This is a genomic window from Eubacterium sp. BIOML-A2, from assembly GCF_009680135.1.
Taxonomy (GTDB): Bacteria; Bacillota; Clostridia; order Lachnospirales; family Lachnospiraceae; genus Faecalicatena; species Faecalicatena contortus_B.
Genome location: NZ_WKZK01000012.1, coordinates 1 through 20,243 on the forward strand (window position 1 = coordinate 1; position 20,243 = coordinate 20,243).

At 47.7% G+C, this 20,243-nt stretch carries 17 protein-coding genes; all 17 read right to left on the reverse strand.

Annotated elements, in window-relative coordinates:
* Positions 1-545 precede the first annotated feature (545 nt).
* A complete protein-coding gene (locus GKG43_RS06395; protein ID WP_025655812.1) occupies positions 546-1,595 on the reverse strand; it encodes a hypothetical protein in 1,050 nt (349 codons plus the stop codon).
* Positions 1,596-1,602: 7 nt separating this feature from the next.
* Positions 1,603-2,451 (reverse strand): L-ribulose-5-phosphate 3-epimerase, encoded by an 849-nt coding sequence (locus GKG43_RS06400; RefSeq protein WP_025655811.1) that lies wholly within the window; start codon positions 2,449-2,451, stop codon positions 1,603-1,605.
* 19 nt (positions 2,452-2,470) lie between these two features.
* Positions 2,471-4,156, reverse strand: a complete 1,686-nt coding sequence (gene ptsP / locus GKG43_RS06405; protein ID WP_055153742.1) for a phosphoenolpyruvate--protein phosphotransferase — start codon at positions 4,154-4,156, stop codon at positions 2,471-2,473.
* Between the two features lie 12 nt (positions 4,157-4,168).
* Positions 4,169-4,432, reverse strand: coding sequence for an HPr family phosphocarrier protein (locus GKG43_RS06410; RefSeq protein ID WP_025655809.1), 264 nt, complete (start codon positions 4,430-4,432; stop codon positions 4,169-4,171).
* A 144-nt stretch (positions 4,433-4,576) separates the two neighbouring features.
* Positions 4,577-5,065, reverse strand: a complete 489-nt coding sequence (locus tag GKG43_RS06415) for a hypothetical protein (RefSeq protein ID WP_025655808.1) — start codon at positions 5,063-5,065, stop codon at positions 4,577-4,579.
* A 287-nt stretch (positions 5,066-5,352) separates the two neighbouring features.
* Positions 5,353-6,870, reverse strand: coding sequence for an FGGY-family carbohydrate kinase (locus GKG43_RS06420; RefSeq protein ID WP_055153744.1), 1,518 nt, complete (start codon positions 6,868-6,870; stop codon positions 5,353-5,355).
* A gap of 126 nt (positions 6,871-6,996) precedes the next feature.
* On the reverse strand, positions 6,997-8,301 hold the full coding sequence (locus GKG43_RS06425; RefSeq protein ID WP_025655806.1) for a hypothetical protein: 1,305 nt from the start codon (positions 8,299-8,301) through the stop codon (positions 6,997-6,999).
* 19 nt (positions 8,302-8,320) lie between these two features.
* The gene (locus GKG43_RS06430; protein ID WP_242857603.1) at positions 8,321-9,673 is read right to left on the reverse strand and encodes a uroporphyrinogen decarboxylase family protein; all 1,353 of its coding nucleotides are present in this window, start codon (positions 9,671-9,673) and stop codon (positions 8,321-8,323) included.
* Positions 9,674-9,714: 41 nt separating this feature from the next.
* Positions 9,715-10,671 carry an ABC transporter permease gene (locus GKG43_RS06435; RefSeq protein WP_055153746.1) on the reverse strand — a complete coding sequence of 319 codons (957 nt, stop codon included), beginning with the start codon at positions 10,669-10,671 and terminating at the stop codon, positions 9,715-9,717.
* A 10-nt stretch (positions 10,672-10,681) separates the two neighbouring features.
* A complete protein-coding gene (locus tag GKG43_RS06440; RefSeq protein WP_055153748.1) occupies positions 10,682-11,677 on the reverse strand; it encodes an ABC transporter permease in 996 nt (331 codons plus the stop codon).
* 16 nt (positions 11,678-11,693) lie between these two features.
* On the reverse strand, positions 11,694-13,178 hold the full coding sequence (locus tag GKG43_RS06445) for a sugar ABC transporter ATP-binding protein (protein WP_044926797.1): 1,485 nt from the start codon (positions 13,176-13,178) through the stop codon (positions 11,694-11,696).
* Positions 13,179-13,296: 118 nt separating this feature from the next.
* Positions 13,297-14,322, reverse strand: a complete 1,026-nt coding sequence (locus GKG43_RS06450; RefSeq protein WP_055153750.1) for a sugar ABC transporter substrate-binding protein — start codon at positions 14,320-14,322, stop codon at positions 13,297-13,299.
* Between the two features lie 90 nt (positions 14,323-14,412).
* Positions 14,413-14,772, reverse strand: coding sequence for an L-rhamnose mutarotase (locus GKG43_RS06455; protein WP_055153753.1), 360 nt, complete (start codon positions 14,770-14,772; stop codon positions 14,413-14,415).
* A 531-nt stretch (positions 14,773-15,303) separates the two neighbouring features.
* Positions 15,304-16,383 (reverse strand): LacI family DNA-binding transcriptional regulator, encoded by a 1,080-nt coding sequence (locus GKG43_RS06460; RefSeq protein WP_055153755.1) that lies wholly within the window; start codon positions 16,381-16,383, stop codon positions 15,304-15,306.
* 765 nt (positions 16,384-17,148) lie between these two features.
* A complete protein-coding gene (locus GKG43_RS06465) occupies positions 17,149-17,460 on the reverse strand; it encodes a uroporphyrinogen decarboxylase family protein (protein ID WP_055153757.1) in 312 nt (103 codons plus the stop codon).
* Positions 17,433-18,158 carry a hypothetical protein gene (locus GKG43_RS06470; protein WP_055153759.1) on the reverse strand — a complete coding sequence of 242 codons (726 nt, stop codon included), beginning with the start codon at positions 18,156-18,158 and terminating at the stop codon, positions 17,433-17,435. Before GKG43_RS06470 ends, GKG43_RS06465 begins: the two co-directional genes overlap by 28 nt.
* 30 nt (positions 18,159-18,188) lie before the next feature.
* Entirely contained in the window at positions 18,189-20,240 is a 2,052-nt protein-coding gene (locus GKG43_RS06475) for an alpha-L-fucosidase (RefSeq protein ID WP_055153761.1), read from the reverse strand.
* Positions 20,241-20,243 lie beyond the last annotated feature (3 nt).

The following is a 20,243-nucleotide window of genomic DNA, read 5'->3' on the forward strand; positions in this document are numbered from 1 at the left end:
TTATTTCTGTATAGTTTAACATTTGGACTTACCTATGTCCTGAAACTTTTTACTTACCTATGTCCTGAAACTGGACAACACAAAACGTTCAACTTCCGGGAGTTTCTAATGAGAAGATATAGGAGCACTGGGGCAGCACTTTTCTGTGCCGCCGGCAACAATACGCTGCTCCCGTCCGGGATCCCCTCCCGGTATTGGCCACTTGCCGGCTGGGATACACCAGCTGTCCAAAATTGCACTGCGGCAGGCAATCCCTGACCCGAAAACAGGGGTGTCTGGAAGCGTCTTATGGCTGTTAGCAGGAGTTAAGCAAAAAGAATGGAAAACTGAGGGAAATATTGTAATTCCGAATTACAATATTTCCTGGCCCCAGCGCGCGAAGCCATCAGGCTTCGGGTGATGTGGCCAGGTTCCCTCAGTTTTCCACTCTTTTTACTTTACTCCTGCTTACAGACCATAACCAGTTTCCAGACACCCCTGTTTTCGGGTCAGGGATTGCCTGCCGCAGTGCAATTTTGGACAGCGTCCGTTCCCCATTCGCCTGCTCACTCCAATACCTGATACAAAGCCACCTCATCGGTTTCTCGGTTTGCTGATATGAGGATGTCCTCTCCATCTCTGGTGAAGTGATATACGTTTGCGGGGCCGCAGTCATGATCCAGTATTTCTGACTGGTAGGATTTTGTTTCCTTATTGTATGTAAAGGCGATGAGGTTTCTTTCCCCCTGTCTGTGGCCTACGACAAGGGCCGGACGGTTCAGCAGATTTCCGCCGTAGATCGCGTGGGTGAACTCCGCTGGTTTCCCGTATTCGTATACCTGGGTAAATACGCCTTCTTTTCTTTTGTAAATGCTGATCTTATCTCCATGGAACGGAGACAAAACTGCCAGTTCTTTTTCTCCGTCTTCGTCCAGATCAATCAGGACGGCATCACTTGCTGCTGTGTCAAGCAGGGTGCGGATCGTCCAGTCGCCTCCGGCAGACTCCGGCGGGATGAACTGGAATACTCCGCAGTCTGCAGAAATAATGCAGGTGTCGGTTCCCTGGTCGTCTACCCGGTAGTAGCCGTGGTTTTTCAGCATATTGTCTTTTATGACTTTCAATTCCAGCTGGTTGTCTTCCCCGAAACCGCTTAGATCCTCCGGGAGGACTGCTGCATATACTTTGCCCGGCATCGACCAGTCGTCTTTGTATTCATGGCCCGATTTGAGGGCACAGGCGATTAGATATCTTATACCGTTTCGCTCTACGATATCAAATCGGTGTACGTGGGGAAGCTCTGCCAGCGTCCTCACTTCCCAGTTCCCTTTCGAGATCGGAGTGACTATGACGATCCTGGCTTCTTTGGAGTCGTTGGGTGAGTAGAATTTGTGTGTGGCCAGGAACTGACCGTTTGTTCCCGGTACCTGCACCATACTCATTACCCCGCCAGGTTCTTTCCACACGGTGTCCACCTCGCGTCCCTCCTGGTCAAACAGGATGCATCTGTCCACTTTCTCCGCTGCCACCAGGAAATAATTGCTTCCATTATATTTTAACGGCGCTATAGAATAGCACTTTGTCAGATTCGATATTACTTGCTTGCATACTTTCACGAAATCGTTATCTCCTTTCCTCGTCATCCAGTATCTTTCTGAACATTTTGCTCGCTGACTTTAGATCCTCCGCCCAGGTATCGCTTCCGGTATACCAGAATTCGGTGACATACTTACGGATGCCTAATTCCCAAGCCGTATGGACAGCATTTTCAAAATCCACGTGCCCGGTGCCGTATGGAATTTCGCGGAATCTGCCCGGTACCGTCTCTTTGAGATGCATTGCAACCAGATGTCCTTTTCCGATATAGAGGTCTTCCAGCACATCTGTCTTATAGGTATGCGCGGCATTTGTTATATTTCCGATATCCGGGTATACATTCAAATAACTGGAACCCACCAGGGTTACATATTTCATTGCCTTTTCCACGGTGTTCATAAACTCATTTTCCATCGTCTCAAATCCCAGAAGCACACCGGTCCGTTCCGCCATATTGACCGCCTTCTTCAGATTTGTCAAAAATCTTTTTTTCGTTTCCAGGCTGGATTCTTCGTAGTATACGTCATAACCTGCGAGCTGTATGATCCGGACTCCCAGGTCATCCGCAAGCTGTATCGCTTTCTGCATAATCTCCATACCCCGGCCGCAGACCTGCGGGTCACTGCTTCCGAGGGGGTATTTCCTGTGCCCGCTCAGGCACATGGTGCGGATCGGTATTCCAGTCTCTGCCATCAGACGGACCAGCTCCAGCCTCTCCTGGCTGGTCATTTCCAGACGGCTCAGCTTCTCATCGGTCTCGTCTATACTGATCTCCACAAAATCATATCCGGCACTTTTTGCAGCCAGCAGCTTTTCTTTCCACGTTAAGCTGCCGGGCATTGCTTTCTCATAAAGCCCAAGCGTATATCCTTTCATCAAACTATCTCCTTTAAGCCTATTCTTCCAGCAGCCGCATCACAGAATCTATGACAGGCTGTTTCATTACTTCACCGGCAAGCCTCTGTGCCTCTTCATAGGAGGTACTGCGGATCTGGTGTTTTACCCCCGCCGCCTCGCCAGGTGACACACTGAATTCATCCAGTCCCATTCCCAGCAGCATTTTTACCGCTTTTGTATCGCTGGCAAACTCTCCGCACATACCCACCTTTCGGTTATACTTGTGCCCTGCCTGTATGGTCTTGTATATTGCGCGCAGAACCGCAGGATGGTAAGAATTGTACATAGCCGCAATCTTCTGATTTCCTCTGTCCACCGCCAGAAAATACTGGGTCAGGTCGTTTGTCCCGATACTGAAGAAATCTACCTTCTCTGCCAGTTCTTCCGCCATCATAACTGCCGCAGGCGTCTCAATCATAACCCCTGCCTCTATCTCTTCCTGGAACGGAATGCCTTCTTTGTGAAGTTCGTCCTTGCATTCCTCCAGCACCGCATATGCGTCCACCACTTCTTCAATGGAAATGATCATGGGGAACATAATGCGGATATGTCCATATGTACCTGCCCGCAGAAGAGCCCTGAGCTGTGTCTTCAGAATCTCTTTCTGATCCAGGCCGATGCGGATTGCCCGGTATCCAAGGAAAGGATTTTCTTCCTTTGGAAACTCAAAATAATCCAGGCCTTTATCGCCGCCGATGTCCAGAGTCCGAATGGTCAGCTCACGTTCTCCCAGAAGCTCAGCCGCCTGTCTGTATACATTGAACTGCTCTTCCTCCGTTGGAAAATGGTCGCTCTCCATGTAGAGGAACTCACTTCTGAAAAGTCCGATTCCGTCAATCCGGAACTTCACGGCATTTTTCACGTCTTCCAGGCTTCCCACGTTTCCGCATACCTCCAGCTTTCTGCCGTCTGCCGTAACGGTGGGAAGAGCGCTGGATTCTTCCAGTTCCTTCTGGCATCTATCAAACTCGTTTGCTTTCTTTTTATATTCTTCAATTACTTCCGGTTCAGGGTTAATAATAATTACACCACGGGAGGCGTCCATGATTACAAAGTCACCGGGACGTACCGCGTCCATAATTCCTTCTACCCCGACAAGCGCAGGGATACCCATCCCTCTTGCCATGATAGATACGTGGCTTGTCACACCGCCCAGCTCTGTGATAAATCCCAGAATATATTCCAGGTTCAGCTTCGCCGTATCCGACGGCGCTAGATCCCTTGCAACCAGGATCACTTTTTCGGTAATCGAATCAAAATCCCCGTCACCGATCCCTTTCAGCTTACGCATCAGGCGGTTTCTAATATCCAGTATATCTGCAGCACGCTCACGCATGTACTCGTCTTCCATCATCTCAAAGATCATGCGGAATTCTTCCGCGGTTTCATGCAGCGCCTTCTGTGCGCAGTATGACTGCGTTTGAATCCGGTTCAGCACGCCCTCTTTTAACGCGATATCTTTTGCCAGCTCCAGATGCCCTGCAAATATGTCCGACTTCTCGGCCAAAGGCTCCAGATCTGCAATGACTTCCTCGACAGCACGCTCATAAGCTGCCTTCTCAGCGTCCGCCTGCCCGACTTCAATTACTTTTTCCTCCGGACTCAGATCCTGCTCCCTGACCACGAACACATTTCCCATAACAATGCCTTTTGAAGACGTTTTACTCACTTCAATCCTTTTCATTGCTCTGACTCCTTACTCTCCTAATCCGCTTGCAATCGCATCAATGATGGTCTTTAAATCATCTGCTTCCGACTCACCTGCACATTCCACTGTTATCTCATCTCCGCATTTGATGCCCGCTGCCATAAGAACCAGCACGCTCTTAGGATTCACTCTCTTGTCTCCTTTTACGAGAGTAACGTCAGATACGCATTTTGATGCGATATTGGACAGGATTCCTGCCGGTCTTAAATGTAATCCTGAAGGGTTCTTGACTGTGATTTTTTCGCTTACCATGGTTGAATTCTCCTTTTCTTCTTCACTTTTTTACTTTTTCTTCTTTAACAGAAAGTACTGCATTTTGCAAGTTGGCCTGTGTCTGGTATTCCGCTTTGCGAAAGGCCCGCTCCGCAGGGGCATACATCATCAAGTGCGCTTTATTTATACGCACTTTTTCATACTCAGGACGTCATCGAGTGAACTCTGAATATATATATTGGAAACATGCTGTTCCAGCACCCGTAAAACCTCTTTCAGTTTATACTTGCTGAAATACAGCTTATGTTTGCCTTTCTCCGTCTGACAGACCACTTTGATCCTGGAGGTCTGGTATTCATCAATATGTACGGATTGAACCAGATCCCAGTTCACCGTGTAAAATACCTTTTCCATTCCCTTTTCGGAAAACCCTCTCTTAATGCCGGCTGACCCGAAAATAGCCACAAGTATCAGGATATTCCGGATATTCTCTACCACGCTGCCCATGTCCGAGAGCGGAAAGATCATCAATGCAAAAAGTACAATCAGCGTAAATGTAAAGAAATCATCCTTGCCCTTCATCACAATCTTACGGTTTCTTTTGAGGATAAACACCACCTCAACAATTAGAACAACAATAAACACGAAACATAACATATAATTCCATATCATAGCTCTCCACTCCTTTCTTTATGTTCATTATATCACCGTGTTTTTTATAAATCAATCACTTTGTTCTTAATTATATGATTATTTATCCTATTTATAAGATCATTTTTGTCTTATAATAAATACAAAAGAACTTTATGAACTTTTTTCATAAAAATTCACATTAGCAATATACACTGTTCTGCCATGAACATAAACAAAGTGGGCAAGCCCGCTTAAGCTACCTCCCCTCCACATACAAATTGAAAAAACCGCCCACTTCTGAGCGGCCCTTTTCCAGCCTATCCGGACTATTCAATCCTGAACCGCCCCCATGTACCGCCCAGGCCCTCAATTACTGCTCGGTAAGTCCTGTATTTTTCTTCATATACTTCTTTATAAAACGGACGCGGCAATACGGTCTTTGTAATCTTGACGGTGCGGTTCACTGCCTCCCGGTAATCCCGGTAAATTCCTGCTGCAATTCCTGCTGCAATCGCCGCTCCCTGGGCTCCCAGTTCCTTATCTTCTATCACATCCACCGGGATCTGCAGAGCATCTGCAAAGATCTGTACCCACACATCCGAATTGGCAGCACCGCCTGACAGACGGATGGACTTTGGCGCTTCCCGGTTCTGCAGAAGTTTTTTCACATGTGTAAGATGAGAGAATACAACTCCTTCGTACACCGCCCTCAGCATATGCTTTTTACTGTGGTAAGCGCTTAGGCCTGCAAATGTACCTTTTGCAAGTGCATCCTCATTAGAGCCATTCAGAAACGGCAGGAAAATGAGATTGCAATCCTGCGGTTCTACTGATTCCGCCCAGTCATTGGTCAACTCATAGACCGATCCTCCCGCTGTCCTGCATTCTTCTTTCTCATGGCTCATCAGATTCGTAATAAACCACTCCATATTGCCGGCCGAGGTAGGGCTGCTCTCTTCCACAAGGAAATATCCTGGGATACAGAACATGGAATTGAGCGACACGCTGCCGTTGGTCACTGGTTCCCGGCGGATAAATTCGTTAATGCTCCAGGTTCCCGCCACCATGCACATCTGTTCCTCATCGCACAGCCCGGAGGCAATTCCGCAGGCATCCACATCAAACATTCCCGCCGCCACCGGAATACCGGCCGGCAGATTCGTCTGCCGGGCAGCCTCCTTCGTCACATAACCGCAGATATCGGCGGCATATCTGAGCGGAGGGAGTTTGTCATAGATCTCTTCCAGCCCGAACAGCCCCAAAAGCTCTCTGTCATATTCTTTTGTGGTCAGGTTTACCAAATTAGCACCGGAAAAGTCCGTATACTCCGCATATGCCTCCCCTGTAATCTGAAAACGGATATAATCCTTTACCGCAAATATGTGCTTCACATCCCGGAGCACCTCCGGATAGTGGTCCCGGAACCATGCCAGCAGGCTGACAGGCTGACAGGCAAGGATCGTCTGACAGGATCTTTCGAATACCTTGTCCATCGTACCGTCTTTCTCCCAGCTTTCTACATACTCCCATGCCCGCGTGTCCGTAGAAATGATCCCATTATACGCGGGAGTCCCGTCTCCCTTCACCATGTACAGCCCTTTCCCGTGCCCGGAAAAAGAGACACCTGCAATATCAGACGGGCAGATGCCGCTCTTTTCAATTGCCGTGCGCACTGCCAGTACGTTGACCTCCCACAGCTGTGTCATATCCCGCTCCGTGTACCCCGGTTTTGGAGTAATGGTTGTTGTCGGCACGCTGGCCGCGGCGATTTGACTCCCATCTTCATCAAAGACAGCGGCTTTTGAAAACGTTCCCCCGTTGTCTATCCCAACCAAATATCTCATGTTCCGCCTCCTTCTGTGTCCATATTTCCACCCTTATCTCAAATGGCACCCTGCTCGTTGTTATCAGCGGTACTGTACCGGCATGCCAATTTTGCTTTCAACACACCGGCACTTCTTTCACTGTTTTTATCCGCAGACACTTCTCGGCACATCCGGATGGTTCGGGCCAAAATGTTTTAAGAGCACCAGTGGTTCCACCCGGCTCAGGTTCGTGATCGTGACCCCTCTCCCGGCTGCGTCCTCTGAAACAAAAAACTCATCCGTACTCTGCTGCCCAAAGCGGAGCAAGGCAGCCGCTTCCGCATCGTAGCCCCCTATTTTTCCGTGTCCCTGTATAAAGATGCAGCCATAAGCAGCACCATCCTTAATCGTAACCGTCCGGCCCGGATAAACGGTCAGCTCTTTTGCGGCAATATACTCATTGGCATAGGTGATCCAATTTTCAGTATAGTCTTCCGTCCGGGATGCGGTTACCGGCGGCCGGAAGTAATGTTTCCGATAATGCGGATCCACATTTTTCTCCCAGTCCAGGAGGCTGAAAATATAGTCAATGTCGCCCTGTCTGTCCGCCGGACATTCCTCATCCAACATCTCCGGAGGATACACCTCCCCGGAAACTATATTTTCATAAACAGAATTGACATCGGAGTTCCACTGCGGCTCATAGGTCAGCACCGATGCAGGCGCATGAATGACCCCTGCCGGCGTATACCATCCCGTCCCCAGTTCGATCCTGTACGCACGGGAAAGTTCCGTAATTCTCGTATCATCGTCCCCAAAATGTCGGATTCTTTCTTTGACCTCTTCCGGCGTCACATCCGGGTCAAACCCAAAGTAGGTGTAGCCTGCTTCTCCGAAATAATTGTTCAGCTGTTTCGGGAAATAATAACACTCCGGTTTGCCAAGCTTGCCTACCCTTGCCGCGTCTTCAAACATCAGATGGACATGGTGGAAGAGAGGATTTTCATTATCGAAAAACTTGGAATACATGGGCCAGCCGTTATACCGCCCCATCAGCTCTTCTCCCACCAGTTCTTTCCCCAGAACCTTGACCGCATCCCGCAAGGCAAACTTTTCATCAGAATCATATGAGACGCTTACATAGCTCATCCCTTCATCTGCTTTAGACAATTCTCCGTTTTGTGCGGCAATAGTAGATGCAAACCAGCGCTCCGTTATGGAACCTCTGGCCATTCCGAATGCAAAATAGTCGTCCGGGTGCAGTTTTAATCTGCGGCCTGCTTTCCCAAACCTTCTGGGAACAAATGCAGGAAATAAGCGGAGGATCCCTTCGCCCGCCTCAAATGTTTTCCGAATGACCGCCTCATCTTCTGTTGCATCCTTTACCACAAGATTGCCGCTCTTCTTTGCCTCACGTAATCTCTCATCCAGCTCTTCGCTGCTTTTTATGATTAATTCTTTTTCCGTCATATGTGATGTCTCCTTTTCTTTAACCCAGATTTTCAATCTCCTCACGGCAGATTTCAACCCAGCGGCATGCATTATACGGGTTATGTCCCAGCGTATTATTATCCTTCATGATCAATTCCGGGATGCAGTCCCTGGTGCAGGCCAGCGCCTTTCTCACCGTTTTCCTGACCTCATCCTCGTTCATTACCGGAGAGGCAAGCGCTGTGGGCTGTGGTTTGAGCGATGCTATATACCGGTTTCCCAGAAGCTCCGGTATCAATGTCCAGTCCGCCCATGCAGACATGGAGACCCTTCTCAGGTTCGGAATTTGTTTAGCATACTCAAATCTCTCAGTAACAGACTCACAGCACCCAAAGCAGTTCAGCCCGAACCGGCTGGCCAGCCTTTTATGGTATGGAAGTATGAACTCTCCGTACATTTCTGCACTCACGGTATTCGTCTCCTGGCTTTCCACAAATCCCCACATCTCCTTTGTGGTCACCGGCCGTTTCAGTTCCTGCTCTGTAGGAAGCTGATTTGTCCAGCCGAATCCGCCCGAGCCCACATATGCCCCCTCCGTATTTAAGGCAAGCAGGCGCTCCTTCTCAAACCAGTCCAGCCGTTTTTCAATCCCCGTCGTCATCAGATCCATCACCTTATGTATGTACTCCGGCTCCAGAATGAAGTCACATAAAAAGTTATCAAATCCCCTGAGCATAATGTAATCCACCGTCATCCCCAGGGACCACCACCACACCGGATGCCGCCTGACCGTCAGAATCCCGTCAAAAACCTCATGCGCCAGATTCAGCACACGGTCGGACTCTTCATAGTCGATAGTAATAACAGGATAATGCAGTTTTTCAAAGTCTTCCTCATAGTCCCTCAATCCGCCGATCATCTTGTAGGCGCCGCCCATCTCGCCGCCCTCTTTTTTCATCTCTACGCCCCATCCATCGTCGGAAAAGGAATAATGTACGTCAAAATATGGTTCAATCACTTTGTCATCTTTTAGATTTTCATGCCAGTAGATCTGTTTCAGAAGATGCATTTCCCATACCCTGGCCATATTGTCGTGACATTCCAGCATCTCCGGCGTGATGATCTCATTCCAGCCATTTTCCGGATCTATGAATACAAGCGGCTGGGTGGTCTGCAGGTCATTGTGGGCAGTCCAGAGCCTGGCCTTTTCCTTTTGAACGGGCAGCGCCGCAATTTCCGCGACCCGCTTTCCCAACGTGCGGAGACGTTCTATCTCCTGAGGTGTGAACATAAGACTGCTGTTCATCGCCTGGATCGGCGGAAATCCCGTCGCCAGATGCTCTTTGGCCGGATCCCAGGATGTATGATTGCTGTTGCTCACGCTTAAAATAGCGCTTTTCTCTTTTCTCATTTTATCTGCCTCTCTTTCTGTTTCCAACTGCTTCCCCGTCTCTAAATTCCGGCCAGTTCGTCTTCCCTCTTCCGGTTGTTCCATGCATCCAGGATGACAATCGCAACAACAACTGCACCCTGTATCAGCTGCTGGAGATATGCATATGCATTGATATGGGTAAATATCTGGCTCAGCATTCCGATAAATACCATCCCCAGGAAGGTACGAAATACGCTTCCCCTGCCGCCAGGCAGGCTTGTTCCCCCTAAAACCGTAGCAGATACTACAGACATGGAAACGTCGCTTCCATATAAAGGGGAACCAGCCTGCAGTCTGCAAGTCAGAAGAACTCCCGCAAAAGCTGAAGCAAATCCCAAAATCACAAATAACAGAAACTTGATCTTTTTCACACTGATCCCGGCATACTCTGCCACATTATAATTGCCGCCGGTTGCAAATACATTTCGCCCGAAAGCAGTCTTTGTAAGCACATAATGGGTAATAAGGACACAGATAAAAAATAAAATGGCAATGTATGCAATTCCGCCAATATTTCCCGTCCCGAACGCCCTGGTCGCTTGATTGACGGCTGGGATCGGCATCCCATTGCAGAAAGTGAGCATAATCCCTTCCACGGCAAGCATTGTAGACAGAGTCACAATAAAGGCATTCAACTTCAGGATCGAAACAAAGAAACCATTCACCGCACCGATCACGCCCCCCGTGATCAATATAAGGACAATAGACGCAAAGATCCCGATCCTGGGCATCAGATAAGCAAAAAGCAGGGTAGAAAACGGCAGAATAGACCCGACACTCAAGTCGAATTCCCCTCCGATGATCGCTATCGTCATCGCGCATGCCACGATCCCATATACAGAAATCTGTATCAGCAGTCCTTTAAAAGTAGAGAAGGAAAAGTAACTCGGATAAAAAATGGCCATAAACACAAGTAATACTGCAATACAGACAATTACCAGATAAGATTTACAAAATTTGCTGACTCGTTTTATCATCTTTTCCACCTCACACTTTCGTCGCAAGCATCTCGTTTTCAGCCTTTGCGCTGCGCAGATCCATCAGAACCGCTGCCAGTATGATGGCGCCTCTTACAATTTTCTGCGGATAAGCAGTTACACCGACTACGTTCAGGGCATTTGTAAGAACACCCATAATCACAACGCCCATCAGAGTTTTCCAAATACTTCCCGCACCGCCGCCCATCCGGCTGCCTCCCAACAGTACCACTGCTATGGCGTCCAGCTCATATCCGGTTCCCTGTGTGGGCGACGCGCTGCGCACACGCGAACACAGGCAGATCCCTCCAGCCGCTGCCATAAGTCCGGATATCGCATATACGCTGATTCTGATCAGCCTTGTCCGAATTCCGGACAGGCGCGTAGCCTCTTCATTGACCCCGATACAGTACACTAATCTCCCGAAACTGGTCTTCTTCAGGATGATCTGCGTCGCTACAATAAAGATAAGAAAGATTGCAACTGTAATCGGTATCACGCCCCAGTAGCCCTGTCCGATCACCATATAGCTTTTATACTTTGACGCGTATGCGATAGCTCCGTTGGTAATACACAGTGCAGCGGAGCCTAATACCGTTGACATTCCAAAAGTGATAATAAAAGAGCTTCCCATCGTCCCGCCAGTCGCCGATACAAAAATACCGTTAAAAACTCCCAGTACAAGCCCTGACAGCAATGCCAGAACCATGGCGCCAGGAACGCCAACCTGTGGGATCAGCACAACGGAGATTACCCCGCAAATAGACATCAAAGATCCAACCGACAGATCAACGCCTCCTGATATGATAACAAAGGTCATTCCAATGGCCAAAAGCCCGGTCGCCGAAATCTGCTTGAAAATATTAATGATGTTCTGGCCCGTTAAGAAAGCCGGGTTAATGATACCTGCAATAATTATGATAAGGATCAGAATCGAAAGCATGCCGTATTTACTTGCAATATAGTTCAGCTTTCTTCCCGCCTGATTACCCTGACTTTTTATCAATGTATTCTGCCTCCTCTCATTCAATGGCGTATTTCAGCACGGCTTCTGGATTGATCTCTGCGCCCTCAAGTTCGCCGCGTATTTCTCCGTCATGCATCACGATTACCCTGTCACTCATTGCTACCACTTCATTCATATCAGAGGAAATCATAATGATCGCTTTTCCCTGTGCTGCCAGCTCGTTCATGACCATGTAGATTTCGTACTTCGCCCCCACATCAATGCCCCGTGTCGGTTCATCAAAAATCAGGATATCAGCGCCTGAAAACAGCCATTTTGCAATAACTACCTTCTGCTGGTTCCCGCCTGACAGGAAGGAAACCCTCTGCGTAGCGGAGGGCGCCTTAATCTTTAGTGTCTTGAAGTACTTCTGCGCTTCTTCTTTTTCAATGCTTTCACCGATCAGGCGGAATTTATTTTTGACTTTCTCCAGCCCCACCACGCTGATGTTCTGCGTAATGGGCATTTCCAAAAGCAGGCCCTGCGTCTTCCTGTCCTCGGGAAGCAAGACGATTCCGTTCTTTTTTGCCTCCAGGGGGGATTTCATATTCAGCTTCTGCCCTTTTATCTCCACTGTTCCACTGACGGCCTTGTCCGCGCCGACCAGCAGCCTCACTGCCTCGGTCCTGCCGGCGCCAACCAGGCCTGCCAGACCCAGTATCTCTCCTTTTCGCAATTCAAAAGAGACGTTTTTTACTTTATTTCCACGATTCAGCGCGCTTACCTTCAGCACCGTCTCTCCTAATACCGCATCCCTTGCCGGGAATTCCTGCTCCAGTTTTCTGCCGACCATTTTTTCGATCAGCTGCTGTTTTGTCGTATCTTTTACAGCCGATGTATCAATAATCTGCCCGTCTCTGAGTACCGTTACGGAGTCACATATCTGGAAGATCTCCTCCAGGCGGTGCGAAATATAGATAACCGTAATTCCCTTACTTTTCAGATCCAGAACAATATCGAATAAATTCTTCAGTTCATTTTCCGTAAGCACGGCTGACGGTTCATCCATAATAATCACCTTTGCATCAACAGACAGCGCCTTGGTGATCTCGATCATCTGCTTCTCGGCGACACTTAAATTCTCAACGGCCTCTCTCACATCAATGTTGTAATTAAGGCTGTGCATCAGTTCTTCGGCCTTTTTATTAATATCTTTCCATTGAATTGCCTTCTTCCCCTTTTTCAGCCGCCCAATAAAAATATTCTCCGCTACGCTTAAAGACGGAACCAGGTTAAATTCCTGATAAATGATCGACAAGCCATTTTTCTGGGCCTCTAGGGGATTTTTATTCATAACCCGTTTGCCGTGCATCCATATCTCCCCGCTATCCGCAGAGTATACTCCATTGAGTATCTTCATCAGGGTAGACTTTCCAGCGCCGTTTTCTCCTACCAGCGCCCGGATCTCTCCTTTATTGACGCGAAATGAAACATCATCTAAAGCAATAACTCCGGGAAATCTTTTGGTAATATTCTTCATTTCCAATATAACATCTGACATGTCTGACCTCCTAAGTTAAACGGATATTCAACATCCGCATGCTGTTTTATTACAGCCGGCAGCCCGGTGAACAGGCTGCCGTTGAAACAGTAAGGGAGGCGGGCCTCCCTTACGTTTGTTATTGATTATAACCATGATCAATACTTTCACAGTTTTCTTTTGTAACAGCCAGACATTCTGTCTTATACCAGGTATCAACCTCTTTGCCTTTGATCACATCTATAGCAACATCAAGAGCGGTAATACCTTCCCATGACGGAGACTGCGTGCAGGTACCAAGGAGGCTGCCGTCCAACAGAGCTTCTTTGGATTCATCGCCCATATAACCAAGGCCCATAACTTTAATCTGGTCTTCTTTCCCCGCTGCCTTTACCGCTTCGATCGCTCCCAGAGCCATAGAGTCATCCTGTGCAAAGATCATCGCCAAATCCGGATAAGCCGCAATCATATCGTCTGTCGCTGACATTGCTTTTGCCTTGTCCCAGTCGCAGATCACCTGCTGTACGATCTCAATCTTGCTTCCCTTAATTCCTTTTTGGAAACCTTCTGTTCTGTAAATCTGCGCCTCCTGGCCTGCAAAACCTTCCAGTGTGACGCATTTTCCGCCTTCCGGCAGCTGCTCAACGGCAAGCTTCCCAACGACTTCACCCTCATAACTCGGGTCACAGCAGACCAGAGAATCAGTCAATGCTTTCACAGATTCGTCGACACGTGTATTGCAGACAATTAAGGGCAGCCCGGCATCGTGGATTGCTTCTACAATCGAAACAGAACCCGCCATATCGCTTGGCGTCAATATCACTGCATCAAAATCCTGCTCGATAATGCTCAGTGCCTGGTCGAACATCACCTGATTATCCGTTTTTCCGTCCAGGATCTGTAGTTCAACCCCCAGCTCCTTCGCATGCCCTTCCATAGCACTGTTTAAGTATCCGAAATATGGGGTTGAAACCAGTGCATTCAAATAGGCAATTTTATACCCGCCGCTCTTTGTTTCCCCATCCGTCTTTTCCTCTTTGGTCTCTTTCGTATCTTCTGTTTTTGTTTCCGCACTCTTTTTCTCTGATTCCCCTGAGCCACATCCGATTAACATAGACGTAACCAATGCAACACTAAGAACTACACTCAACATTTTCTTTTTCATACGATTTCCTCCTGTTTTTAAATTGTTTTTTGATTATCATTAAAGCTTTCGTCCCAGCTTTAATTTCATTGCATTGATCATGAAAACAAATCAATTTTCCTCAAACTTTCCTGCCAGCTGCTGGTTCAGGTCAAACACTTTGCGGAGGCCATTTACATCATCCCTGGCCTTGCCGGATGCATCTGCAAAAGGACTCTCCTCAATAAAATCTGCTACGTATTCAAGCCACTTTTTTCCGACCTCGCTTTTCCCGAACTTCTCCGTATACGTCGTCATATCCTCACACTCAACGAATACCAATGCTTTGTTTCCCAGCATAAATATGTACTCTTCCTTTGTTCCCGCAGCCTTCAGACATTCCAGCAGCTCATCCCATGGATACAGATGCGCATTTACGTAATCCTCTAAACGCTCCGGTTTAATTTCATTTACAATACAATATTTTTTCATACCCTCACGATGCCCTCCATCACTTTCTCTTTGCGTGAATCAGTTACTTCGCTAATCTGCCTGACGCGGCAGTATAAAATCCCCCCTTCCCTTCTCTGTACCTTTTCCGTTTTATCTGGTTCGTATTCTTTAATGTCAGAAAAACGTTTTTCTAAGAGTCAAAAAAAATTTTGATTGATTGTGTGCCGTCCCTTTTTTACTCTTAAAACTTGTCTTAAGCATATTCCCATAACCCCCTTTTGTCAATGCTTTATAACAGAAAAACGATTTTTTGTATAAAATATAAGATACCACACCCCAAATTTTATACACAATTCACAAAAAACGTTTTTCTCTAGGCGGTTTTTGTGTAAGGGGGTCGCTGCGGGAAGCGGACATAAGGGGGGCTGGAAACGGGTTAGGGCTGTAAGAAGGAGTAAAGCAAAAAAGAAGGGAACTCCGGGCAACCTTGACACATCACCCAAAGCCCGATGGCTTTGCGCGCTGGGTCCAGGAAAATGTGTAATTCGGTATTACAAATTTTGCCCGGGTCTACCAATCGGCCAATATCCAGTCTTCGGGGGCATCTGCCACTGTTGATTTTCGTACCACAAGCCTGCTGTCCATTTTGATTCCCACGGGTGCTCTTTTTTCCCCGGGATTATCGATCCGTTCCATCAGCAGCTTTGCCGCCTCGATTCCGGCATGGCGTTTTCGTATGTGTATGGTGGATATAGCCGGTTCTACAACGCTTGATATGAATACATCATCGTATCCAATCAGTTTTACTTCCTCGGGTATTTTTTTTCCGTATTCCCTCAGGAGCTTCAATGCTCCTACGGCCATCTGGTCGTTTGCACAGAAGACACCGTCCAGGCCCGGTACGTTGTCCAACAGCGCTTTCATTCCCCTGTATCCGCTTTGGTGGCTGTAATCGCCCCTCACGATCATCGTGTTTTTATCCACTGGTAAATCGTTTTTTTCCATGCTGGTTAAATAACCCTGCACACGCTCTTCCGCGACCTCCATGATTTCAGGGCCTGAAATATGAACAATTTTCCTGCAGCCGCAGTCTACCAGATGCTGCACTGCCTTCTGCGAATTCTCATAGGCATCAAAATAGACGGAATCTATACCAAACTGGGTGAAATCTCTTTCCATACTGACAAGTGGGACCGGCTTATACCGCTGGGACGCCTTGATCAGCTTACTCAAATACTTCTCCCTGTCCTCACCGGAAACAAGAGACACAAAAATAATGCCGTCAACACGGCTTGAAATCAGATTCTTGAATATATCCTGCTCCCGTTTTGCCGCATCCTTGTCCCCATATTCCCCCCGCGTGTCGCAGATAACCATATGGTAACCGGCACGCTCGGTAATCGAAGCAATCCCTTTTATAATATAGGGATAAAAAACACCGCAGATATCTTCCGTTATGATTCCGATCGTCCCCGATCTGTTACTCTTCATACTTCTTGCAATTGGATTTACCTCATATGACAATTCCTCTACTGCCGCTTCCACCTTGCGAACCAGTTCGGGACTGACATATTTTGTTTTATTTAAAACATTTGAAACCGTAGAAATAGAAACTCCGGCCTTTTGCGCCACATCTTTTATTCCATGCATCTTCGTTATCCGTACCTCCTCTGAAGGTCCTGCACCGCTATCAATCCATTACATTATAAAGTATTTCCCCAAACATATCAATCGGGATTTAGCGGCGGGTTTTAGCCCAGGCGCGGATGGAAGGGGGACGCTTACCGTGAGCCGGGAGATGCTGCGGCTCACGGTAAACTGGTTCATCCGACCGGTCGGTTATGCCCCGTTACTAAGGTGGCGCTCAAACGGGGGCAGCGGATGAAGTGGGCTATGCGTATCATGCATCTTGCTTAAATAAATTTTAAGGCTTTTATGTATGGGTCCTTTGGGACTGTTTTTGAAGACCAGTATATTCACGGATAACAAGGCAATCTAAAACTTACACCAACAGAAACGAATCACCAGTTCTATCCCATCCGCTGCTACCGTACGGGACCTCTCCAGGGAATGAGCTCTTAACTACCGTTTGGATGCAACAGCGAATGACGAGGTGAGTGCGGGAGCTGGCGGGGCAATGTCTGCTGGTGAAAAGTCCGTAAAGCGAGCGATTAGAAGCTGTTGAAGAAAACGGAACGGGAAGGGAGGGCAGAATTTGCCTTACCAGGCTAATTCTGATGCCGCCTGCGGCGCGAATGCATCGGCATTCGGGCCAAATGCGGCATGTACCTCCCTTCCCATTCCGTTTTCTTCTACAGCTTCTTCGCACAGTGTCAGGATATTTCACCAGCAGACATTGCCCCGCCAGCTCCCGCACTCACCTCGTCATTCGCGTCCCCCCATCCGTCAACAAGTCTAAAGCTTGTTACTACTCCCATATTGATTTGCGGTTTTTATGAGTGCGCAGAGGTTTTCATAAGGTACATCCTCCTGGATCTCCTGGGACGGCCCTGTAATATACCCTCCATTTTCTTTCATGGCTTCTATGACTTTTCTGGCCTCCGCTTCCACTTCCTCCGCAGTCCCATAAGGCAGCACTCTTTGTGTACTGATCCCCCCATAGAATGCGATGCGCTTTCCATAATCCTTTTTCAGCCGGTAGATATCCATGCACTCGGGCTGGATGGGATTCAGGCACTCTACTCCCATCTCTGCAAGGTCATCCATAATCCGTATGATATTTCCACATGAATGTACAAAAACATTTTTCTTGTATTTTTTATTAACTTATACTCTTGGATCTCGCCTTCTTTGATAAGGGTGCGGAAGCACTCGGGGGACATGATCAGGTCATTTTGTGTTCCCCAGTCTGATCCTAGAAGCACGCCGTCTATATATGGGCATGTCAAGATGTTTTCGAGCATAACAAGGTTTTTTCTGATGATGAGCTCCAGCAGTTTACGGCACCACTCTGGGTCAGCCGCCAGGTCGCACAGAAAGTTTTCTATGCCCCGGCTGAAATAGGCCTTTTCCCAGTGGCTTCCCCAAATGGTAACCAAAATGTATGCATCGTAATTCTTTTTCAGATATTCCACCTTTTCAAAAAATGCTTCATAGCTTCCTTTTCCGATTGTATCAGGTAATCCCTCGGGAGTGTCCTCTTCTTTAAACTCTGCCGGAAGGTTAATCCAGTCCCACCAAGGTGCTTCAGCATAAAGAATAAAATTACCAATTGCAAGGGATGCAGCTTCCTTTTGGCTTAGCTTACCCTGCCGATAGTCCGTCTGTATTTTTTCATTTCCATAGTCGTCAATCAGACGGTCTCCGTATAGCCCATACCCCTCTTCTGTCAGATATATAGAATATGGCACTATTCCGGGATCTTCAAAATTCAGAGATTTCTTTACAATCTGCGTTCGGTTCATTACATCCTCCTATCGTTTATACTCTTGCTCCTAAGATAATCTTACTTCCACAATCTGGTGTCCGTTCACCTCCGGGACATGGAATATCACTCTTTCCTTTTCAGATCGGTACTCAAGCGGAACATTCTGCGGCTGGCAGTATACTCCTTTCACTTCTCCCGGTACTTCTACACTGCACTCAATATTATAAACAGGCAGCACATCCTCAATGACGTCAATAGATTCGCAGCGCCTTTCAGGAATGTAATGCAGCAGATGCACAATCCTTCTGTTTTGGGCCGGCTGGTCATTTACAGCGGTAAGCAGTGCGGAAGGTCCGTTATGTGTGATAATCCGTTCCTGAAGAAGCAGACATACCGCATCCTTCACCATCTTTTTGCACCAAAGAGGTGCATTGTATTGATATTGTGTGAAGACAGGATGTGAAAAATAAATGCTATTTCCGTTTTGTACGACAGCCGGCTGTGCTATTTCTCCCGAGCAGGGCGACTGCCTGTGTGAACAAAAGTGCTGGTAATCTCTGTCGAAAACAGAGGCATACGCATTTACAAGCACGTTTGCTCCCTCTTTTGCATCCACGTCAACGCCTCTCGCATACATGACATGATAGTCCTTTGGCAGATCCTTTCCGATCACATCCCCCGGAAGAATATACTGGCAGTAATCTCCTCTGTCATAGATCTTTCCGACTACATCTTCTCCGTATACGTCAACTGGCTGTTCCGCTCTCTTTGTTACGCCGATATCCAGTGCGAAGCTGGCTTCGTCAGGAGTGAGTCCCGATTTACACGTAAATATAACCTTTCCTCCATTTTCCAAATAAACGGAAAGTTTATCGGCAAGCAGCGGATCAACAGGGATTTGATCCGGGAGGATCAGCAGCCTGTATTTTGCGAAGTCACTCTGCGTGTCCACCACGTCAAATTGAAATGCGCATTCCTGGAGCATCCTGACTGCTCCCTGGAGTGATTTCGGCAGATTGTCATTTGAGGCACCCACAAACTCCTCTGCGGTAAATACGCCTATTTCCACTGCGGGTTTCACGTCATCGCACCAGGCCTCTTTTTCTTCTACCTGCTCATACACTTTTCCTATAAGGTCATAAACCGCAGGTGACAGCCTCCCGTCTGGATTGAGCTGATCCCCGATTAGGCACTTTGCCCCCATTGCCAGCATATGAAAACATTCAAATTCCAGAGCTGCCTGATTCTTGTAGGAATGAAAATCACCCCACATGGTATGGAATTTGCCTGTCTGGGCGAGATACTCTTTCCCCAGGTTCCTGGCATAGCGCACTGTGGAGGGAAAGTGAAGATATCCCCAGATACCGCTCGGGAGCGACTCCAGTTCGTAATGGGTATAGGTATCCCCATTGCGCCTCTGATCCGTCCCCACATGTCCTCTGTTGTAAAAGATCGTGGTATTCTCAGATTTGCTGTGGATAAATTCCGTCATTTCTCGCTGCCATTCGTCGATTGTTTTCTTATAAAATTCCAGCCTGTCCCCGCGATCCAGAGGATTGTATCCGTTCTGTTCCATCAGCTTCCTGCAGGCAGGACATGCACAGGGCACGGGAAAAACAATGTCCAGAAACAATCCGTCGATTACCTCAAATGTATCCAGAATCTCTTCCACATGCTCTTTCAAAAATTCCCGGTAACCGGTATTCAGGCACAGCGTCTCGTAAAAGCCTGCCTCAAACGGCTCCTGCTTCCTGCCGGACTCACCGATTGACTGTCCGTTCTCATCGATACAGAGCCACTCCCTGTGCCTCTGTGAGGTGTAGTAGTCCCACTGCACCGTTGTATAGACCGGAGTACGGATTCCAACTTTTCGGCAGGCCTCAATCTGCTCCTTAAGAAGATTTTTATTCATAAGATTTGGATGCACACGCTCCGGATTCTTTTTGGAGTCATAATAAATCATGCCGTGATGGCATCTTGCAAACAGAGTGACCGAATTTACATGTGCTTTCTTTAATGTCTGCGCAAATTCTTCGGGGTCAAATCTCTCCCCTATATTTTTTATCGTCTCATTTGTGTGAAAATCCAGATGAATTTCACGAAATGGCAGTTTTCCCATATA